Genomic DNA, 16,942 nt, shown 5'->3' with positions numbered 1-16,942 from the left:
TGCAGCCGACCCGCTGCATTTTCCTACTACCTGTCTCGAGCCGTCGAAATGACTCTCTTCTCCGCTGTCGAACTCGCCCCGCGCGACCCTATCCTTGGCCTGAACGAAGCCTACAACGCCGATCACCGTACCGAAAAAGTGAATCTGGGCGTGGGCGTGTATTTCAATGCGGAAGGCAAACTGCCCCTGCTCAAGGCCGTGAAGGCAGCGGAAGAACAACGCGTGGCCGCAGGTCTGCCGCGCGGCTATCTGCCGATCGAAGGCATTGCCGCATACGACAAGGCCGTGCAGGAAATGCTGTTCGGCAAGGATTCCCCCGTGCTGGCGGAAGGCCGCGTGATCACCGCCCAAGCACTGGGCGGCACGGGCGCCCTCAAGATTGGCGCCGACTTCCTCAAGCAACTGAACCCGAACGCCGCCGTCGCCATCAGCGACCCGAGCTGGGAAAACCACCGCGCCCTGTTCACGCAAGCCGGCTTCAACGTCGTCTCGTACCCGTACTACGACGCCGAATCGCACGGCGTGAACCTGCCGGGCATGCTCGACATGCTCGGCAAGGAACCGGAAGGCACCATCGTCGTGCTGCACGCGTGCTGCCACAACCCGACGGGCGTTGACCTGACGATGGACCAGTGGGCGCAGGTCGTGGAAGTCGTGAAGGCCCGCAAGCTGGTGCCGTTCCTCGACATCGCCTACCAGGGCTTCGGCGACGGCATCGACGCCGATGCCGCCGTGGTGCGCTTGTTCGCCGCCGCCGGCCTGAACTTCTTCGTATCCAGCTCGTTCTCCAAATCGTTCTCGCTGTATGGCGAACGTGTCGGCGCCCTGTCCATCGTGACGGGCAGCAAGGACGAATCGACCCGCGTGCTCTCGCAACTCAAGCGCGTGATCCGCACCAATTACTCGAACCCGCCGACGCACGGCGGCTCGGTCGTCGCCGCCGTGCTGAGCAACCCTGAACTGCGCGCCATGTGGGAAGAGGAACTGGCCGAAATGCGCGAGCGCATCCGCGCCATGCGTCTGGCACTGGTCGAGAAGCTGCGCGCCCATGGCGTGCAACGCGATTTCTCGTTCGTCATCAAGCAACGCGGCATGTTCTCTTACTCGGGCCTCACCGCCGATCAGGTCGAGCGTCTTCGTGAAGAGTTCGGCATCTATGCCGTGAGCACGGGCCGTATCTGCGTGGCCGCGCTCAACGACAAGAACATCGACGTCGTCGCTTCGGCCATCGCCAAAGTGCTGCGCTGATCGCCGCTGGCCTCATCGATGAAAAGCCCGCCCCATCCGGCGGGCTTTTTTTGCGCTTCGTTTGTTGCACTGCAGCAACGATAGTTAATAACAATCGGTGAAATAAACTAAAACTATCGCGATGATGCGGAAATGCCATATATCAGGGTTATGCTGCGTTGCACCGCCGCGATAAACGGTTGCATAATTCCCAACATCATTCGCCCCAGGGCACATAACATGCTGTATCAGATTCATGAGTACAACCGCGCGTGGCTGAATCCTCTCACCACGTGGGCAAAGGCGGCCGCGACGACTTTCGTCAACCCAGGCAGCCTGCTTGCCATGATGCCGGGCGCCCCCCGCATCGCCGCCGGGTACGAATTGCTCTATCGGCTTGGCAAGGACTACGAAAAACCCGAATTCAATATCAAGGCAGTCGAAGTCGACGGTCATAACATCCCCGTCGTGGAAATGACGGCGATGGAGAAACCGTTCTGCCGCTTGCTGCGATTCAAGCGATACGCGGACGACGCGAGCGCCGTGGGGCAACTCAAGGACGATCCGGTCGTGCTGGTGGTGGCTCCGCTGTCGGGGCACCACGCCACGCTGTTGCGCGACACCGTCACGACGCTGCTCAAGGACCACAAGGTCTACATCACCGACTGGGTCGATGCACGCATGGTGCCGCTTGAAGACGGCGAGTTCCATCTGGACGATTACGTCGCGTACATCCAGGATTTCATTCGCCACATCGGCGCGGAAAACCTGCACGTCATTTCGGTGTGCCAGCCCACCGTGCCGGTACTTGGCGCCATCTCGCTCATGGCATCGAACGGCGAAACGACGCCCAAGACCATGACGATGATGGGCGGCCCGATCGATGCGCGCAAAAGCCCGACATCGGTCAACTCGCTCGCGACGAACAAGTCATACGAGTGGTTCGAGAATCATGTGATCCATCCGGTGCCGGCCAACTATCCGGGTTCGGGCCGATTGGTCTATCCGGGGTTCCTGCAGCACGCCGGGTTCGTCGCAATGAATCCGGATCGCCATGTGAAGTCGCACTGGGACTTCTATCTCGATCTGATGCGCGGCGACAACGACGATGCCGACTCGCATCGCCGGTTCTACGACGAGTACAACGCCGTGCTCGACATGGCGGCCGAGTACTACCTCGACACGATCAAGACCGTGTTCCAGGACTTCAGCCTCGCGCGTGGCACGTGGGATGTGGCCGGCCAGCGTGTCCGTCCGCAGGACATCAAGACGACCGCGCTCTTCACCATCGAGGGCGAGCTGGACGACATCTCGGGCAGCGGTCAGACGCAGGCGGCACACGAGCTGTGCACCGGCATCCCGGTCAAGCGCCGGGCGCATTTCACTGCGCCATCGTGCGGCCATTACGGAATCTTCTCCGGCAGCCGCTGGCGCAACGTGATTTATCCACAGATCCGCGACTTCATCGCGAAGCACGCCTGAACGGTATTCGTTTTTTCGACCACCATACCAAAACCGCCGCGTGGGCTCAGGCCCACGCGGCGGTTTTGTTTTTGACTTGCAGCGAGGCCAACGCAGACCGCAGCGCTCAGGTCATCGCGTACGTAGCGAATCCAACAGCATTTGCGTATTGAAGGCCGAGTACGTCTTGCGCGAATCGGCGGCCATCACGTCGCGTCCCATCACGATCGAGAGCGTGTGGCGGTTCGACATCACGTAATAGCCCATTGCCGAGATCGTCACGTACAAATCCACAGGGTCCACGCCCAGGCGGATTTCACCACTGGCTTCGCCGCGCTTGAGCGTCTGCGCGAGCAACTCGATAATCGGCGAGACCTGCTGACGAATCTCCGTCGACTGACGCATCGACTTCGCTTCGTGCAGATTTTCGTTGTTGATGAGCTGAATCAGTTCCGGATGATCGGTGTAGTAGTCCCACACGAAGTGAGCCAGTTCGGCCACGGCGTCGAGCGGGGCGAGCACGTCGAGCTTCAGCGCGTGTTCCGCGCGGTTAAATTCACCGTAGACCTCTTCGAGCACGGCCAGATAGAGCTGGTCCTTGTTGCCGAAGTAGTAATACAGCATGCGTTCATTGATATCCGCTCGGCGCGCGATGCTGTCCACGCGCGCACCGCTCGAACCACGTTCGGCAAACTCCTCGATCGCCGCAGCGAGAATGCGCTGTCGGGTGCGTTCGGGGTCCCGTTTGATCTTGGTTTCTGGTGTCGTCATGATCGGACGGTCGGTCTCAACGGGCGGAATTATGGCACAACGATTTCAGTGTTTCTGCAAAATGCAGGATAATTCGACTTTCCGCCGAATCCCCCACTAAAGACGTGTCCGAAGTCAGCGCGCTCGCGCAGCGCATCGATGCCCTATTGCCCCAGACGCAGTGCACCAAGTGCGGTTACGCGGGTTGCCGTCCGTATGCCGACGCCATCGCCAGCGGGCAAGCCAGCTATAACCAATGCCCGCCGGGCGGCGCCGAGGGCGTGGCGCGTCTCGCCAAGCTGCTCGACCGCCCCGTGATTCCGCTCAATCCGGCGAATGGTGCAGAGCGGCCCCGCCCACGCGCCATCATCGACGAATCGTTGTGTATCGGCTGCACGCTCTGCCTGCAGGCGTGCCCCGTCGACGCCATCGTGGGTGCCGCCAAATTGATGCACACGGTCATCGAAGACCGCTGCACGGGCTGCGACCTGTGTGTGCCGCCCTGCCCCGTCGACTGCATCGACATGGTGCCGGTCACCGGCGAGCGCACCGGTTGGCAGGCCTGGTCACAGACACAGGCCGACGAGGCCCGCTCGCATTTCGAGGTCCATCAGGCACGGCTCGATAAGGAAAAGGCGCAACGTGAAGCGCGTCTGGCCGCGCGCGCGGCCCGCGCCGCACCTGGCGCGCCCGCTTCTGCACCCACTTCTGCACCCACTTCTGCACCCGCTTCTGCGCCCGGTGCGTCGCGAGCCACTGAGACACTGACGACGGCTTCGCCGGTTTCATCCGGTGGCACGCAAACACCGGATTCGTCACCGGCGCTCGACGAGGCTGCTGCCGCCGCAGCCCGCAAGCAGGCCATCATTCAAGCCGCATTGACGCGCGCACGTCAGAAGAAAGCCGCACTGGCCGCCGAAGGGCTTGGCCCAAAAAATACGGAGAATGTCTCTGCGGCTGTCCAGGCGCAGATCGACGAGGCCGAAGCACGCCGCAAGCGGCTGGGTCTTGCGGGAAACAATGACGCGTCTCCCCCGGATACCCCTGACACCTCGGGCAAGGCCTAGACGCGCCGCTGCACGCCCCATCCTCCGACACCAAGACCGCCCAACCCCTCGCGCCACCCGCCATGAACGACGCCAAACGCCGTGCCCTGTTCGAGACGCTGCAACAACTCAATCCGCATCCGACAACGGAGCTGGAGTACACGTCGCCGTTCGAATTGCTGATCGCCGTGTTGCTCTCGGCGCAGGCGACCGACGTCTCCGTGAACAAAGCCACTCGCAAGCTTTACGCGGTGGCGAACACGCCGGCGAAGATGCTCGCGCTCGGCGAGGCGGGTGTCTCCGATTACATCAAGACGATCGGCCTGTACCGTACGAAGGCCAAGAACGTCATTGCTACGTGTCGGTTGCTGCTCGATTTGCACGGCGGTGAGGTGCCTCGCTCGCGTGAGGCCCTGGAAGCGCTGCCGGGCGTCGGCCGGAAGACGGCGAACGTGGTGCTCAACACCGCGTTCGGCGAGGATACGATTGCCGTCGATACGCACATCTTCCGCGTGGCGAACCGAACGGGCCTCGCACCCGGTAAGGACCCGCTGGCGGTGGAACTGGCGCTCGAACGCGTCACCCCGCGCGAATTCAAACACGACGCGCATCACTGGCTCATCCTGCACGGCCGCTATGTGTGCAAGGCGCGCAAGCCCGAGTGCTGGCATTGCGCCATCGAACCGCTGTGTGACTTCCGGCCCAAGACGCCCGCACCGAAGGCCTGATCCGCCCCCTCCCCAGACAAACGCGAAGGCCTTGAACGACAACGGGCAGTCCCGGCATCGGGACCGCCCGTCTTATTTAGCGCGCCGTAACAACGTTCTCGGCGCGTCGCGTGTCCGGCTTAAATGATGCGGGCCGCCTCATCGAACGACAGACGCGGATTGCGCGGGAACAGCTTGTCGTGATCGCCGTACCCCAGATTACAGATGAAGTTGACACGCCAGTCGGTACCGGCGAAGAACGTGTCGTTGACCTTCTGTGCGTCGAAACCGGCCATCGGGCCGCAGTCGAGACCCAGCGCGCGGGCGGCAAGAATGAAGTAACCGCCTTGCAGCGAGCTGTTCATATGTGCAGCGCCAGCGGCCTTGGCAGCGTCGCCCGAGAACATCGGCACCATCTTCTCGGCCCCATTCGGGAACAGCTTGGGCAGATGTTCGTAGAACTTCAGGTCGAACGCGACGATGGCCGTCACGGGCGCCGTGCGGGTCTTGTCGACGTTGCCCGGCGCCATGCATTCAAGCAGCTTGGCCTTCGCTTCAGCACTCTTCACGAAGACGATGCGCGCGGGCGTGGTGTTGGCCGACGTCGGGCCCCATTTCATGAGGTCGTACAGCTCGCGCAACGTATCGTCGCTGACCGGCTTGTCGAGCCACACATTGTGCGTGCGGGCATGGGTGAATAATTGGGCGATAGCTTCTTTGGCAATACTGCTCATGACGGTAGACCTCGGCTGATGAATGGCAAACGATGCGCGATTGTACCGTCGCCATGCAACACTCGCTGACGCGACAAAAATCCCCGCGAGTTCAGGCGCTTGCAGACTCGCTGCGTGCCCCGCGCGCAGATAGCCAGACCACCCCGGCCAGAATCAGCACGCCGCCGCCAAGCTGCGGCGCAGTGAGAGTTTCGCCCAGCAGCACGGCGGCAAGCAGCACCGTGACCACCGGTTCCAGCGTCGAGAGCATCGACGCACGCCCTGCCCCGAGACGCTGCAGTCCGGCGAAGAACGTCAGAATCGCGATGACCGTCGAACACACCGCGATGGCAACGAGCGCCGCCCAGCCGCCGGCCCCGGCCGGCCACTGCAACGGCCCCCCCTGCGACATACGCACCGCCGCCATCGCCCCGAAGGAGACGGTTGCCGCCACACAGACGAGCGCAGCGGTGGCACGGGCATCGACGCCCTTCGTCAGCCTCGCGCCCACCACGATATAGCCCGAATAGATCAGCGCCGAGGCCACGGCCAGCACCATGCCCAGCGGTTGCCCTTGCCCGCCGCCAACCGTGAACGCGGTGCCAAGCGAGCAGAGCGCGAGTGCGCCCAGCTTCACGGGCGTCAGGCGCTCATGCAGAAAAATGGCCGCCAGTATCGTCACGAACACCGGATAGAGATAAAGCAGCAGCGCAACCAGCGACGCCTGCGCGTACTGCAACGCCCCGAAGAAGCAAAGCGACTGGCCGACGTAGCCGATGCCGCCCATGAGCGCAATGCCAAGCGCACGGCGGCGCGACGGAAAGCGCACCCGCTGCAACCGGCACCAGACCAGCAGCAGGATGGTGGCCACGAAGAAGCGGAACAGCAGCATCGCGAAGATGTCCGCGCCGGAGGCCGTGGCCGCTCGCGCAAAGATGGCCATGGCGCCGAAGGCTGACGCCGACACGGCAATCAATGCAACGCCGGCCCAGGCCGAAGGCGGGGGCGCCGAGTGTGTGATGGAGGTGTCGCCGGCGGCGGCCGGCGCGCGGGGGCTTTGCGACATGATTGGGAAAATTGAGCGACAATACGGCCAGTTTTCATGCGATATCGGCGCTTTCCGCCCACTAGGGCGCGCCCGGCGCACGCCGGCCATCGATTCGCCATTGTAGTCATGGGATGGCGCGCCGCAAGATGCCTCACCCGAACCCCACGGAGTCCCCATGTTCAATCCGAGCCGAGACGAAGTCCGGCAATTCTTCTGCACCACCTGGCAAAAGCAGCGCAGCGGCAGCATCCTCACGCCGCTTGAGACGATTGCCGCCGACTGGATCCACGAACATCCCGAGTATCACGACGCCTTGTCCGACACCGAAGAAGCCAGCGCCCGCGATTACTCGCCCGAAGCCGGGCAGACCAACCCGTTCCTGCATCTGTCGATGCATCTGGCGATCAGCGAGCAGGTCTCCATCGATCAGCCGCCGGGCATTCGTGCCGCGTACGAGAAGCTGACCCAGCGCCTCGACTCCCCGCATGACGCACAGCACCGCATCATGGAATGCCTGGGGCAAACGCTCTGGGAGGCACAACGTACCGGCCAGCCGCCGGACTCCGATGCCTATCTGCAGCGCATCGAGCAGCAAGCCTCGCGTTGAGAGAAGACAGACGCGAGCCCCGCCCGCAAGCGAAGACACAAAAGCAGACGACGGTTGCCTTCGGCGCAACCGTCGTTTTTTTATGCCGGCGCCGGGCCGCTCACTTCTTCGTCACGAGATCGCCGGGCAGCGATTCGATATAGGCCGAAATGTCCTTGAGTTCCTGCGAGGTGAACGGACGCGGCTTGCCGTCCTTACCGAGCGTTGCGGGATTGGACATGACCTGCGTCTTCATGATCGCGTTACTGCGGCCAAACACCAGACTGGTTTCGTTCTGATAGGCACGCAGCGCGTTATACACGTAGTCCGCATATTGCCCCGCCAGCTTCGGATACTCCGGCGTGATCGGTGCGTTCAGATTGGCGCCGTGGCAGCTTACGCACATGCCTTTGTCGACGAGCGCTTTGCCGTTGGCGATGTTGCCGGCGGCATACGCCGGGCTAATGCCACCCACGAGCACGGCGCCGAGCGCCAGGGATGCCGCAACGGCGGCCTTTACCATCGAATGCTTCATCGTGTTCTCCTCGGCCACGCACGTTTTACTTCTGGGGATTGACCGGCGTCGACGCCGATTGCGCCGCGTAGTACGCGGCAATGTCGACGATGTCCTGATCGGTCAACGTGGCTGCGATGCCATGCATCGTCTGGAACTTGCGGTCACCCTTCGCGTACTCCTTCAGGGCGTTCTCGATGTACTTCGCATTCTGTCCGCCGATCCGGGGCACGTGATACACCTCGGGAAATGCGGTGCGATAGTCGGGAATGCCGTGGCAGCCGATACACATGGCCACCTTGTCCTTTGCCGCGTCCAGATTGGGCTTGAGTTCGGCCGCGTGAAGCGCGCCAAGCGACGTGAGCGACGTGCTGCCAAGCGCCAGCGCCATCATGGTGAGGAACTTTTTCATGGTCTTCTTGGGAACGTTTTTGGTTGGAATACCGGCCCGCAACACGCAGATCGACGTCCCGACTCCAAGGCCGCCGACCTGTGAAAAAAGCAATCGATTGTAACCCACACCCCGGCCCCCGGAAACTCGGGGCTGACCCGCACAGTTCTCCGAAGTTTTTCCGCAAGCCATTGATACAAAGACAGATTTTGACTGTCCCGGCGAGGCTCATGCGCAATGTCTTATACTGAACTTTTTCCCTGCCCGGCCGGTTGGCCGGCTGTTTGCGGACGGCACAGACAATGCGCTTCGAAGGCTCTTCCCAGTACGTCGCCACCGACGACCTCAAGCTCGCCGTGAACGCGGCGGCCACGCTGCAACGACCGCTGCTCATCAAGGGCGAACCCGGCACCGGCAAGACCATGCTCGCGGAGGAAGTCGCCGCCGCGCTCGATATGCCGTTGCTGCAATGGCATGTGAAGTCCACGACCAAAGCCCAGCAAGGGTTGTACGAGTACGACGCCGTCTCGCGACTGCGCGATTCGCAACTGGGCGACGAGCGGGTGCGCGACATCGCGAACTACATCGTCAAGGGCGTGCTCTGGCAGGCCTTCGAGGCAGATCATCCCGTCGTGCTGCTCATCGACGAAATCGACAAGGCCGACATCGAGTTCCCCAACGACTTGCTGCGCGAACTCGACCGCATGGAGTTCTATGTCTACGAGACGCGCCAGCTCGTGAAAGCGCGCCACCGCCCGCTCGTCATCATCACGTCGAACAACGAGAAAGAGCTGCCCGACGCCTTCCTGCGCCGCTGTTTCTTCCACTACATCAAATTCCCCGATCCGGCGACGATGCAGTCGATCATCGACGTGCATTTCCCAAACATTCGCCGCGAACTGGTGGGTGCCGCGATGGCGACATTCTTCGAAGTGCGCGAGATTCCAGGGCTCAAGAAAAAGCCGTCGACGTCGGAGCTGATCGACTGGCTCAAGCTGCTGATGGCCGAGGAAATCGGCCCCGAAGCGTTGCGCAGCGCCGACAACAAGCTGGCGATCCCGCCGCTTGCAGGCGCCCTCGTCAAGAACGAACAGGATATGCATCTGTTCGAGCGCCTCGTCTTCATGAACCGCGCCAACCGGTAAGCGCGCCACCGTCATGCTGATCGACTTCTTCTACACCTTGCGCGCGGCGAAACTGCCGGTCTCGGTCAAGGAATACCTGACGCTGCTCGAAGCGCTGCACCGTCAGGTGATCGCGCCCTCGCTCGACGAGTTCTACTATCTGGCGCGCCTCTCGCTCGTCAAGGACGAGAAGCACTACGACAAGTTCGATCAGGCGTTCGGTGCGTATTTCAAGGGCGTGCAGCAGGTTGTCGACGCCTCGGGCGAGGTGCCGCTCGATTGGCTCGAGAAGCGCATGCAACGCGAGTTGTCCCCCGAAGACCGCGCGCGCATTCAGGCGCTGGGCGGGATCGACAAGCTCATGGAGCGGCTCAGACAACTGTTCGACGAGCAGAAAGGCCGCCACGAAGGCGGGAACAAATGGATCGGCACGGGCGGCACGTCGCCATTCGGCAACGGCGGGTTCAATCCGGAAGGCATCCGCATCGGCGGCGAGAGCAACGGCAACCGCACGGCGGTGAAGGTGTGGGATCAACGCACCTATCGCGACTACGACGACACCGTCGAACTCGGCACCCGCAACATCAAAGTCGCGCTGCGACGCCTGCGCAAGTTTGCGCGCGAGGGGGCGGCGCAGGAGCTGGATCTCGACGACACCATTCGCTCGACAGCGGCCAACGCCGGCTGGCTCGATCTGAAACTGGTGCCGGAGCGCCACAACAACGTGAAGGTGCTGATGCTGCTCGACGTCGGCGGTTCGATGGACGACCATATCGCACGTACCGAAGAGTTGTTTTCTGCGGCGAAATCCGAATTCAAGCATCTCGAGTTCTACTACTTCCACAACTGTGTCTACGACTATCTGTGGCGGCAGAATCGACGCCGTCACAACGAACGCTTCGAGACGTGGGACGTGCTGCGCAAGTACCCGGCCGACTACAAGCTGATCTTCGTGGGCGATGCCACGATGAGTCCGTACGAGGTGCTGCAACCGGGCGGTTCGGTGGAATACAACAACAAGGAAGCCGGCGCCGTATGGCTGCGCCGCTTCATCGACCGCTTCCCGCATCACGCATGGCTCAATCCGGAGCCCGAGGCGATATGGCAATATCGTCAGTCGATCTCGGTCATCCGGCAGCTCTTTGCAGGCCGCATGTATCCGATTACGCTGGCCGGGCTGGAATCGGCCATGCGCGTGTTGAGCAAGTGAGCCCGAATCCAAACCTCCCAACCTCATCACCGCGGATCGAACGCCGGCCCGAGACTGCCGGCGGCATGTCTCACCACCCGGCGTCGCGTAACGTGGCGCGGCATCACAACAACAACAACAACAACAACAACAACAACAACAACAACGCAACGAGAGGCCCTCTTTCACCATGACGTCCAGCACCACTCCCTTGCCCCCCCTTCGGCCATTGGCGGATACGTCGCCGTCGGCGATCGTCGCCGGCTTCGTGGCCATGATGACGGGCTACACCAGCTCGCTCGTTCTGATGTTCCAGGCCGGACAGGCCGCCCACCTCAGCGCTGCGCAGATTTCGTCATGGATATGGGCGCTCTCGATCGGCATGGGCGTGACGACCATCGGGCTATCGCTGCGCTATCGCACCCCGGTGGTCATCGCGTGGTCGACGCCCGGCGCCGCTCTGCTGATTACCTCACTGCCCGGCGTGCCCTATGGCGAGGCCATCGGCGCGTTCATCGTCTGCAATGCCCTCATCGCCCTGTGCGGACTCACGGGCGGCTTCGAGACGATCATGCGCCGCGTGCCGCCTGCGCTGGCGTCGGCGCTGCTCGCCGGGATTCTGTTTCGCATCGGGCTGGAGATCTTCGTCGCGGCCCAGCATCAAACGGCGCTCGTGCTCTCGATGTTCTTCACGTATCTCGTCGTCAAGCGCTTTGCGTCGCGCTACGCGATTCTGCTTGCACTGATCGTGGGCACGGCGGTCGCAGGCGGGCTCGGCCTGCTCGACTTCAGCCACTTCGACGTCTCGCTCGCCAAGCCCGTCTGGACCACGCCGTCGTTCTCGCTGTCGGCGACGATCAGCATCGCGATCCCGTTGTTTGTGGTGGCGATGGCATCGCAAAACGTACCCGGTCTGGCCGTGCTTCGCGCAGACGGCTACCAAGTGCCGGCGTCGCCGCTCATTTCGACGACGGGCATCGCGTCGGTACTGCTCGCACCGTTCGGCTCGCACGGCATTCATCTGGCCGCCATCACCGCCGCCATCTGTACCGGACGCGAAGCGCACGAAGATCCGGCCAAGCGCTACACCGCCGCCGTGTGGTCGGGCATGTTCTATCTGATCGCCGGCACATTCGGGGCGACCATCGCCGCCCTGTTCGCCGCCTTCCCGAAGGCGCTGGTGGTCTCGATCGCCGCCCTCGCCCTGTTCGGCTCGATCATGAACGGCCTGGCCAATGCCATGCACGACACGAAGCAACGCGAAGCCGCGCTCATCACGTTCATGGTGACAGCCTCGGGCCTGACGCTGCTATCCATCGGCTCGGCGTTCTGGGGATTGATCGCGGGCGGGCTCACGCTGGCGATCCTGCAAGGGCGGCGTGCATGATTGCCGTGTGAACGCGGCAGCAAGCCGCGCGGGCCGAGGTGATACCATTCGGCCCGCACCGTTTTTTCGAATTCAACGTAACCGCAGGAGCAGCGCAACCATGGCAGTGATCGAACCGACCCCGGTCTTCAAGGACAACCTCGCACAGATGGCCGCCATCGGCAGCATCGAGGGCATCGCTCGTATCGAACTGCGCGACGTCAAGGGCGCGGTCGTGGCGACCATCGAGAACGCGCCGGGCAAGCAAGGCTCGCTCGCCGTGTACCACTATCTCAAGCAGGCCTTCGGCACGCTCGACGCCAAGGCTGCCGAGCACGGTCTGGCCGTCTTCGGCGAGCACACCGCCGACGCTCGCCACCGTCCGGGCGCGCATCCGAACGTCGACCGTCTTCTGGCCATCGTGGCCGGCGGCGAAGCGTTGAGCATCAACGAAATCGCTGCCTGAAACAGCGGCCTGCGTCGCACCCAAAGAAAAGCCAGCCTCGCGGCTGGCTTTTTTACGTCTCCTGCACGCACATCACGCGGCACAGGATCGGCGGGCAAACGTCAGATCGTCAACACCGGTCCACCGTCGCCGTTAGCCGAGCGAAGCTGCTTGACCCAACGCTTGGCCGGCAGGCCCGTGGCGGCTTCCACCACCTTCGCGCGAGCTTCCACGTCCTTCCACTCGACCGACAGCAGCGGGCCGTTGAACGCCAGCACGATGACATTGCCGTCGTGCACTTCCGGGAATTCGATCACACGGTTATCGAAAGCCTGACGCAGACGACGAATGTTCTTCGGATAGCTGTCGTGATCCCCGAACAGGTTCATCGTCAGCATGCCCGGCTCGCGCAACGTGGCACGGCAAGCCTTGTAGAACGCCGGCGTGTCGTGCACCGGGCCGCGTGCGGTCGCATCGTAGAGATCGACTTGCAGCACGTCGAGCGCGCCGTGATTCGCCGGATCGGTGACGAAATCCCAGGCATCCGCTTCCACCACCTTCAGATAACGCGAGTTGTCCGGCAGGCTAAACATCGTGCGCGCAGCAACGACCACGGCCGGGTTCAGTTCAACGGCCGTGACCTGCGTGCGCGGGAAATGCTGGTGCGAAAACTTAGTGATCGAGCCTGTGCCGAGACCCAACTGCACCACGTGCTTCGGCGCGCGCATGAACAGCAACCATGCCATCATCTGCTGCGCATATTCCAGCTCGATACGGTCGGGCTTGGACAGACGCATCGCCCCTTGCACCCACTCCGTGCCGAAATGCAGGTAACGCACGCCACCCAGTTCAGAGAATGTCACCGGCGCGAAGCGCGGCTTATAAGCGGGACGGGGAGCACGCGTGGTGCGCTCGTCGCTGACGAACGCTTCGGCTTCGATGGATTTGCGTTTGATGAGGGTCATGTGTCCTTCTGTGAAACTCGGGAAATTCCGATGGGTTCGCATTGTACCGGGTTCGCGCAGGACAGCCGTCAGGCGGGCCGTATCGCCACCGGCCGCAGGGCGATTCAGGCAGACGCCTTCGTCCCCAGCCAGCCGCGCAATGCGAGCCATGCGTCGCGTTTCGTCGCATAGGGAATCGTATAGGCCGGACTGCTCGACGGCAGCAGCACGACCGGCATCGTCACGCCGCTTTGTGCTAACGCGCGTTGCCCGATACGGGCGGCCGTTCCACCGTTGAATGCCACCGCACGCAGCGACGGCAACGTAGCGATCAGGCCCGCGAGATCGCTGCCGGCATGCAAGCGTATGTTGCTGTCGAGACTGCCTTCGCGACGCGCCTCTGCCACCACATCCCACAGTCCGACGCCGTGCGTGCGCAGCACCGCCAGCCGCGCGGCATACGGCAGTGACGGCAACGGCTCACCGATCACCTCTCCCACCAGATGCCAGAAGCGATTCTGCGGATGCGCGTAGTACTGCTGGTGCGCGAGCGACACCTCGCCGGGCAGGCTACCGAGAACAAGCACGCGCGTCTGCGCGTCCGCCACGGGCGGAAAGTTGCGTTTGAGGTCAGGGATAGGAGACGTCGCCATGGCGTTCAGTCGTGCGCCGACACACCCTGCGCAGCCTGCAAACGCCGCCAGAATCGCGGCAGAAACGCCTCGGTCACCAGCAGCGGCGCACCGTGCCGCACGAACACCGAGCGGCGCGCCCACAGGCGCGCGTGCGGCGTTGCGCCAACGAGCGGATCGCGGGCATCGCGTCGTGCACGGCCGTGCAGCAAATGGCGCGGCCCCAACGGGCTCGACACCAGCATGGAACGTATGACCGTAGGGTCGTGATAGAGCAGATCGGCCAGCGGGCGCGTACGCAGACGACGCATCGCCTGCCAGATCGAACGGCTATACGTGAGCGGCGTGACGCTGTGCGCCACGACCACCGGCTCGTCATCGATCAGCAAGATGACATCGCGGGCCCACATCGGCGTACGCAACGGCACGCCAATGGCGCGGCACTGGTCGGCGTCGGCGGGCATCACGCGCTCTGCCACCACGCGCACGCTCACCCGGCCAAGTGCCGACAAATGGCGTGTGAGCGCACCGCCCCGGGTCAGCCAGTCCTTATGACGACGCGAGAGCGCCGGCGCCGGGACAGCCTGCCAGCGCCGCCCGCCTACATCGAATCGGAAAGTCATGGCTCGGCATTATAAAGGCGCTGCGCGACGACGTGCCGTCCACAAAACGGCCGTCCCCCCTCGCGGGAAATCCACTGGGGCCCGGCCGGCAGGAGGCTCGCCGGAAATACAAAGCCCCCGCGACATTTCGACGCGGGGGCCTTTGAACTACGCTGTCTTCGATGGCTGCGACGATTGCGATTAACGTGCGGCGAGCAGCAACGCGTTGGTACGCTTCACAAACGCGGCCGGATCTTCGAGGCTGCCACCTTCGGCAAGCAACGCCTGATCGAACAGCAGTTCGGTCCAGTCGGACAGATCGGCGCTATCCGCCGTAAGGCGCTGGATCAGCGCATGCTCCGGGTTGATTTCGAGAATCGGACGGAACGCCGGCATCTTCTGCCCGGCCGCCTTCATCAGACGCTGGAGCGTGCCGCTCATATCGTTCTCGTCCGACACCAGGCACGACGGCGAATCGGTCAGACGGAACGTCACGCGCACGTCCTTAGCCTTATCGCCGAGCACTTCCTTCATCTTCTCGACAAGCGGCTTGAGGTCGTCGCTGGTCTTTTCCTGTGCCGCCTTCTCGCCGGCATCCTCGAGCGCGCCCAGATCCAGATCGCCACGCGCCACGCTCACGAGTGCCTTACCGTCGAACTCATGCACGTACGAGAGCATCCACTCGTCCACGCGATCGGTGAGCAACAGCACTTCCACGCCCTTCTTGCGGAAGACTTCCAGATGCGGGCTGTGGCTTGCCGCCACCCAGCTTTCGGCCGTGACGTAGTAGATCTTGTCCTGACCTTCTTTCATCCGGCTGACGTAATCGGCAAACGATACGCTTTGCTCGGCCGAGTCGTTATGCGTGCTGGCAAAACGCAGCAGCTTGGCGATGCGCTCGCGGTTCGCGTGATCTTCGCCCGTGCCTTCCTTGAGCACCTGGCCGAACGCGCCCCAGAACTGCGTGTACTTGTCTTGCTGGTTCTCGGCCAGGTCTTCGAGCAGACCGAGCACGCGCTTCGCGCAGCCTTCCCGGATCGCCTTCACATCGCGGCTTTCCTGCAAGATTTCGCGCGAGACGTTCAGCGGCAGATCGGCCGAGTCCACCACCCCGCGCACGAAGCGCAGATAGTTCGGCAGCAGTTGATCCGCGTCGTCCATGATGAACACGCGCTTGACGTACAGCTTCAGGCCGCCTTGCGAATTGCGATCCCACAGATCGTAAGGGGCGTGGCCCGGCACATACAGCAGTTGTGTATATTCGCTGCGGCCTTCGACACGGTTGTGCGTCCAGGCCAGCGGCGCCTGCATATCGTGGGCGATGTGCTGGTAGAACTGCGTGTACTGCTCGTCGGTGATCTCGCTCTTGCTGCGCGTCCACAGCGCGCTTGCCTGATTGACGGTCTCGTCCGTCTCGGCGGGGACCATCGCCTTCTTCTCTTCGTCCCACGTCTCGCCGCGCATGACGATCGGCAGCGAAATGTGGTCGGAGTATTTGCGGATGATCGATTGGAGTTGCCACGACGAGAGCAGTTCGTCTTCGCCTTCGCGCAGGTGCAGCGTGATGGCCGTGCCGCGCGGGGCACGCTCGATGGTTTCGACCGAGAAATCGCCCTCGCCAGTCGACGACCAGCGCACACCTTCCGACGCCGGCAGACCGGCACGGCGCGATTCGACCGTCATACGGTCGGCGACGATGAAGCCCGAGTAGAAGCCCACGCCGAACTGGCCAATGAGCGCGGCGTCCTTCTGCTGATCGCCCGACAGGCGCGAGAAGAACTCCTTGGTGCCGGACTTGGCGATCGTGCCGAGATGCGAGATCGCTTCCTCGCGGCTCATGCCGATGCCGTTGTCCTCGATGGTGACGGTGCGGGCGTTCTTGTCGAACGACACGCGAATCTTGAGTTCCGGATCCTGCTCGTACAGCGCAGCGTTGTTGATGGCTTCGAAGCGAAGCTTGTCAGCGGCGTCCGACGCGTTGGAGATCAGTTCGCGCAGGAAGATTTCCTTGTTGCTGTACAGCGAATGAATCATCAGTTGCAGAAGCTGTTTGACTTCTGCCTGAAAGCTCATGGTTTCTTGCGCCATGGTCGGGAACCCTCGTGAATCGGTGAAATGGATGGAATGTCGACGCTGACCGCCGCCCGGCGCACTTGCGCGCGCGCTGCCAAAACGACGGTACAGATCGGAACATAGG

18 protein-coding genes are annotated in these 16,942 nt (G+C 62.8%); 9 read left to right on the top strand and 9 right to left on the bottom strand.

Translation table 11 applies throughout. The features are described 5' to 3' along the window. The first annotated feature begins 48 nt into the window (after nt 1-48). Together PHO31112_RS04790 and PHO31112_RS04785 are read left to right on the top strand one after the other, a co-directional pair. Nucleotides 49-1,248 (top strand): amino acid aminotransferase, encoded by a 1,200-nt coding sequence (locus tag PHO31112_RS04790; protein WP_150619461.1) that lies wholly within the window; start codon nt 49-51, stop codon nt 1,246-1,248. A 219-nt stretch (nt 1,249-1,467) separates the two neighbouring features. Next, nucleotides 1,468-2,709 carry a polyhydroxyalkanoate depolymerase gene (locus PHO31112_RS04785; protein WP_150619460.1) on the top strand — a complete coding sequence of 414 codons (1,242 nt, stop codon included), beginning with the start codon at nt 1,468-1,470 and terminating at the stop codon, nt 2,707-2,709. A 111-nt stretch (nt 2,710-2,820) separates the two neighbouring features. On the opposite strand, the gene PHO31112_RS04780 is transcribed toward PHO31112_RS04785, so the two are convergent. Next, a complete protein-coding gene (locus tag PHO31112_RS04780; RefSeq protein WP_150619459.1) occupies nt 2,821-3,459 on the bottom strand; it encodes a TetR/AcrR family transcriptional regulator in 639 nt (212 codons plus the stop codon). 104 nt (nt 3,460-3,563) lie between these two features. Between PHO31112_RS04780 and rsxB the strand changes: the two genes are divergently transcribed. Both rsxB and nth read left to right on the top strand, forming a co-directional pair. After that, nucleotides 3,564-4,505 (top strand): electron transport complex subunit RsxB, encoded by a 942-nt coding sequence (rsxB, locus tag PHO31112_RS04775; RefSeq protein WP_150619458.1) that lies wholly within the window; start codon nt 3,564-3,566, stop codon nt 4,503-4,505. A 62-nt stretch (nt 4,506-4,567) separates the two neighbouring features. Next, nucleotides 4,568-5,212 (top strand): endonuclease III, encoded by a 645-nt coding sequence (gene nth / locus PHO31112_RS04770; protein ID WP_150619457.1) that lies wholly within the window; start codon nt 4,568-4,570, stop codon nt 5,210-5,212. Between the two features lie 119 nt (nt 5,213-5,331). Here the strand turns inward: nth and PHO31112_RS04765 are convergent, their stop codons facing one another. Then, a complete protein-coding gene (locus PHO31112_RS04765; RefSeq protein WP_150619456.1) occupies nt 5,332-5,925 on the bottom strand; it encodes a malonic semialdehyde reductase in 594 nt (197 codons plus the stop codon). Nucleotides 5,926-6,016: 91 nt separating this feature from the next. After that, the gene (locus PHO31112_RS04760) at nt 6,017-6,970 is read right to left on the bottom strand and encodes a DMT family transporter (protein WP_150619455.1); all 954 of its coding nucleotides are present in this window, start codon (nt 6,968-6,970) and stop codon (nt 6,017-6,019) included. A gap of 157 nt (nt 6,971-7,127) precedes the next feature. On the opposite strand from PHO31112_RS04760, the gene PHO31112_RS04755 reads away from it, so the two are divergent. Then, a complete protein-coding gene (locus PHO31112_RS04755; RefSeq protein ID WP_010807475.1) occupies nt 7,128-7,559 on the top strand; it encodes a DUF1841 family protein in 432 nt (143 codons plus the stop codon). A gap of 100 nt (nt 7,560-7,659) precedes the next feature. Here the strand turns inward: PHO31112_RS04755 and PHO31112_RS04750 are convergent, their stop codons facing one another. Beyond that, nucleotides 7,660-8,073: a c-type cytochrome gene (locus tag PHO31112_RS04750; RefSeq protein WP_246177750.1), complete on the bottom strand. Its 414-nt coding sequence runs from the start codon at nt 8,071-8,073 to the stop codon at nt 7,660-7,662. Between the two features lie 25 nt (nt 8,074-8,098). After that, nucleotides 8,099-8,464: a c-type cytochrome gene (locus PHO31112_RS04745; protein WP_010807477.1), complete on the bottom strand. Its 366-nt coding sequence runs from the start codon at nt 8,462-8,464 to the stop codon at nt 8,099-8,101. A 281-nt stretch (nt 8,465-8,745) separates the two neighbouring features. Here PHO31112_RS04745 and PHO31112_RS04740 point away from each other — a divergent pair, with 281 nt between their 5' ends. The 4 genes from PHO31112_RS04740 to PHO31112_RS04725 all read left to right on the top strand — a co-directional run bounded on the left by PHO31112_RS04740 (nt 8,746) and on the right by PHO31112_RS04725 (nt 12,588). Then, entirely contained in the window at nt 8,746-9,588 is an 843-nt protein-coding gene (locus PHO31112_RS04740; RefSeq protein ID WP_150619454.1) for an AAA family ATPase, read from the top strand. A 13-nt stretch (nt 9,589-9,601) separates the two neighbouring features. After that, nucleotides 9,602-10,777, top strand: a complete 1,176-nt coding sequence (locus tag PHO31112_RS04735) for a vWA domain-containing protein (protein WP_150619453.1) — start codon at nt 9,602-9,604, stop codon at nt 10,775-10,777. A 169-nt stretch (nt 10,778-10,946) separates the two neighbouring features. Then, nucleotides 10,947-12,143 (top strand): benzoate/H(+) symporter BenE family transporter, encoded by a 1,197-nt coding sequence (locus tag PHO31112_RS04730; RefSeq protein WP_150619452.1) that lies wholly within the window; start codon nt 10,947-10,949, stop codon nt 12,141-12,143. A gap of 106 nt (nt 12,144-12,249) precedes the next feature. Beyond that, nucleotides 12,250-12,588, top strand: coding sequence for a DUF2322 family protein (locus PHO31112_RS04725; RefSeq protein ID WP_150619771.1), 339 nt, complete (start codon nt 12,250-12,252; stop codon nt 12,586-12,588). A 101-nt stretch (nt 12,589-12,689) separates the two neighbouring features. Here PHO31112_RS04725 and PHO31112_RS04720 read toward each other — a convergent pair whose 3' ends face one another. From PHO31112_RS04720 to htpG, 4 genes are all read right to left on the bottom strand, one after another. Then, nucleotides 12,690-13,532: a class I SAM-dependent methyltransferase gene (locus tag PHO31112_RS04720; RefSeq protein ID WP_150619451.1), complete on the bottom strand. Its 843-nt coding sequence runs from the start codon at nt 13,530-13,532 to the stop codon at nt 12,690-12,692. 104 nt (nt 13,533-13,636) lie between these two features. Beyond that, complete coding sequence (locus PHO31112_RS04715; protein WP_150619450.1) at nt 13,637-14,164, bottom strand: DNA-deoxyinosine glycosylase; 528 nt, start codon at nt 14,162-14,164, stop codon at nt 13,637-13,639. 5 nt (nt 14,165-14,169) lie between these two features. Then, a complete protein-coding gene (locus PHO31112_RS04710) occupies nt 14,170-14,766 on the bottom strand; it encodes a chorismate--pyruvate lyase family protein (protein ID WP_150619449.1) in 597 nt (198 codons plus the stop codon). A gap of 180 nt (nt 14,767-14,946) precedes the next feature. Continuing rightward, nucleotides 14,947-16,833, bottom strand: a complete 1,887-nt coding sequence (gene htpG, locus PHO31112_RS04705) for a molecular chaperone HtpG (protein ID WP_150619448.1) — start codon at nt 16,831-16,833, stop codon at nt 14,947-14,949. Nucleotides 16,834-16,942: the final 109 nt, after the last annotated feature.

It is taken from the genome of Pandoraea horticolens (assembly GCF_902459555.1).
Classification (GTDB): Bacteria; Pseudomonadota; Gammaproteobacteria; order Burkholderiales; family Burkholderiaceae; genus Pandoraea; species Pandoraea horticolens.
Note: the sequence above shows the minus strand (reverse complement) of the source record. Positions and strands in the feature narration are given on the sequence as shown.

Bases quoted from the DNA above. Each gene is read 5' to 3' on its own strand.
- PHO31112_RS04790 (WP_150619461.1), top strand. From the start codon at position 49: ATGACTCTCTTCTCCGCTGTCGAACTCGCCCCGCGCGACCCTATCCTT.
- PHO31112_RS04785 (WP_150619460.1), top strand. From the start codon at position 1,468: ATGCTGTATCAGATTCATGAGTACAACCGCGCGTGGCTGAATCCTCTC.
- PHO31112_RS04780 (WP_150619459.1), bottom strand. From the start codon at position 3,459: ATGACGACACCAGAAACCAAGATCAAACGGGACCCCGAACGCACCCGA.
- nth (WP_150619457.1), top strand. From the start codon at position 4,568: ATGAACGACGCCAAACGCCGTGCCCTGTTCGAGACGCTGCAACAACTC.
- PHO31112_RS04765 (WP_150619456.1), bottom strand. From the start codon at position 5,925: ATGAGCAGTATTGCCAAAGAAGCTATCGCCCAATTATTCACCCATGCC.
- PHO31112_RS04760 (WP_150619455.1), bottom strand. From the start codon at position 6,970: ATGTCGCAAAGCCCCCGCGCGCCGGCCGCCGCCGGCGACACCTCCATC.
- PHO31112_RS04755 (WP_010807475.1), top strand. From the start codon at position 7,128: ATGTTCAATCCGAGCCGAGACGAAGTCCGGCAATTCTTCTGCACCACC.
- PHO31112_RS04750 (WP_246177750.1), bottom strand. From the start codon at position 8,073: ATGAAGCATTCGATGGTAAAGGCCGCCGTTGCGGCATCCCTGGCGCTC.
- PHO31112_RS04745 (WP_010807477.1), bottom strand. From the start codon at position 8,464: ATGAAAAAGTTCCTCACCATGATGGCGCTGGCGCTTGGCAGCACGTCG.
- PHO31112_RS04740 (WP_150619454.1), top strand. From the start codon at position 8,746: ATGCGCTTCGAAGGCTCTTCCCAGTACGTCGCCACCGACGACCTCAAG.
- PHO31112_RS04735 (WP_150619453.1), top strand. From the start codon at position 9,602: ATGCTGATCGACTTCTTCTACACCTTGCGCGCGGCGAAACTGCCGGTC.
- PHO31112_RS04730 (WP_150619452.1), top strand. From the start codon at position 10,947: ATGACGTCCAGCACCACTCCCTTGCCCCCCCTTCGGCCATTGGCGGAT.
- PHO31112_RS04720 (WP_150619451.1), bottom strand. From the start codon at position 13,532: ATGACCCTCATCAAACGCAAATCCATCGAAGCCGAAGCGTTCGTCAGC.
- PHO31112_RS04715 (WP_150619450.1), bottom strand. From the start codon at position 14,164: ATGGCGACGTCTCCTATCCCTGACCTCAAACGCAACTTTCCGCCCGTG.
- PHO31112_RS04710 (WP_150619449.1), bottom strand. From the start codon at position 14,766: ATGACTTTCCGATTCGATGTAGGCGGGCGGCGCTGGCAGGCTGTCCCG.
- htpG (WP_150619448.1), bottom strand. From the start codon at position 16,833: ATGGCGCAAGAAACCATGAGCTTTCAGGCAGAAGTCAAACAGCTTCTG.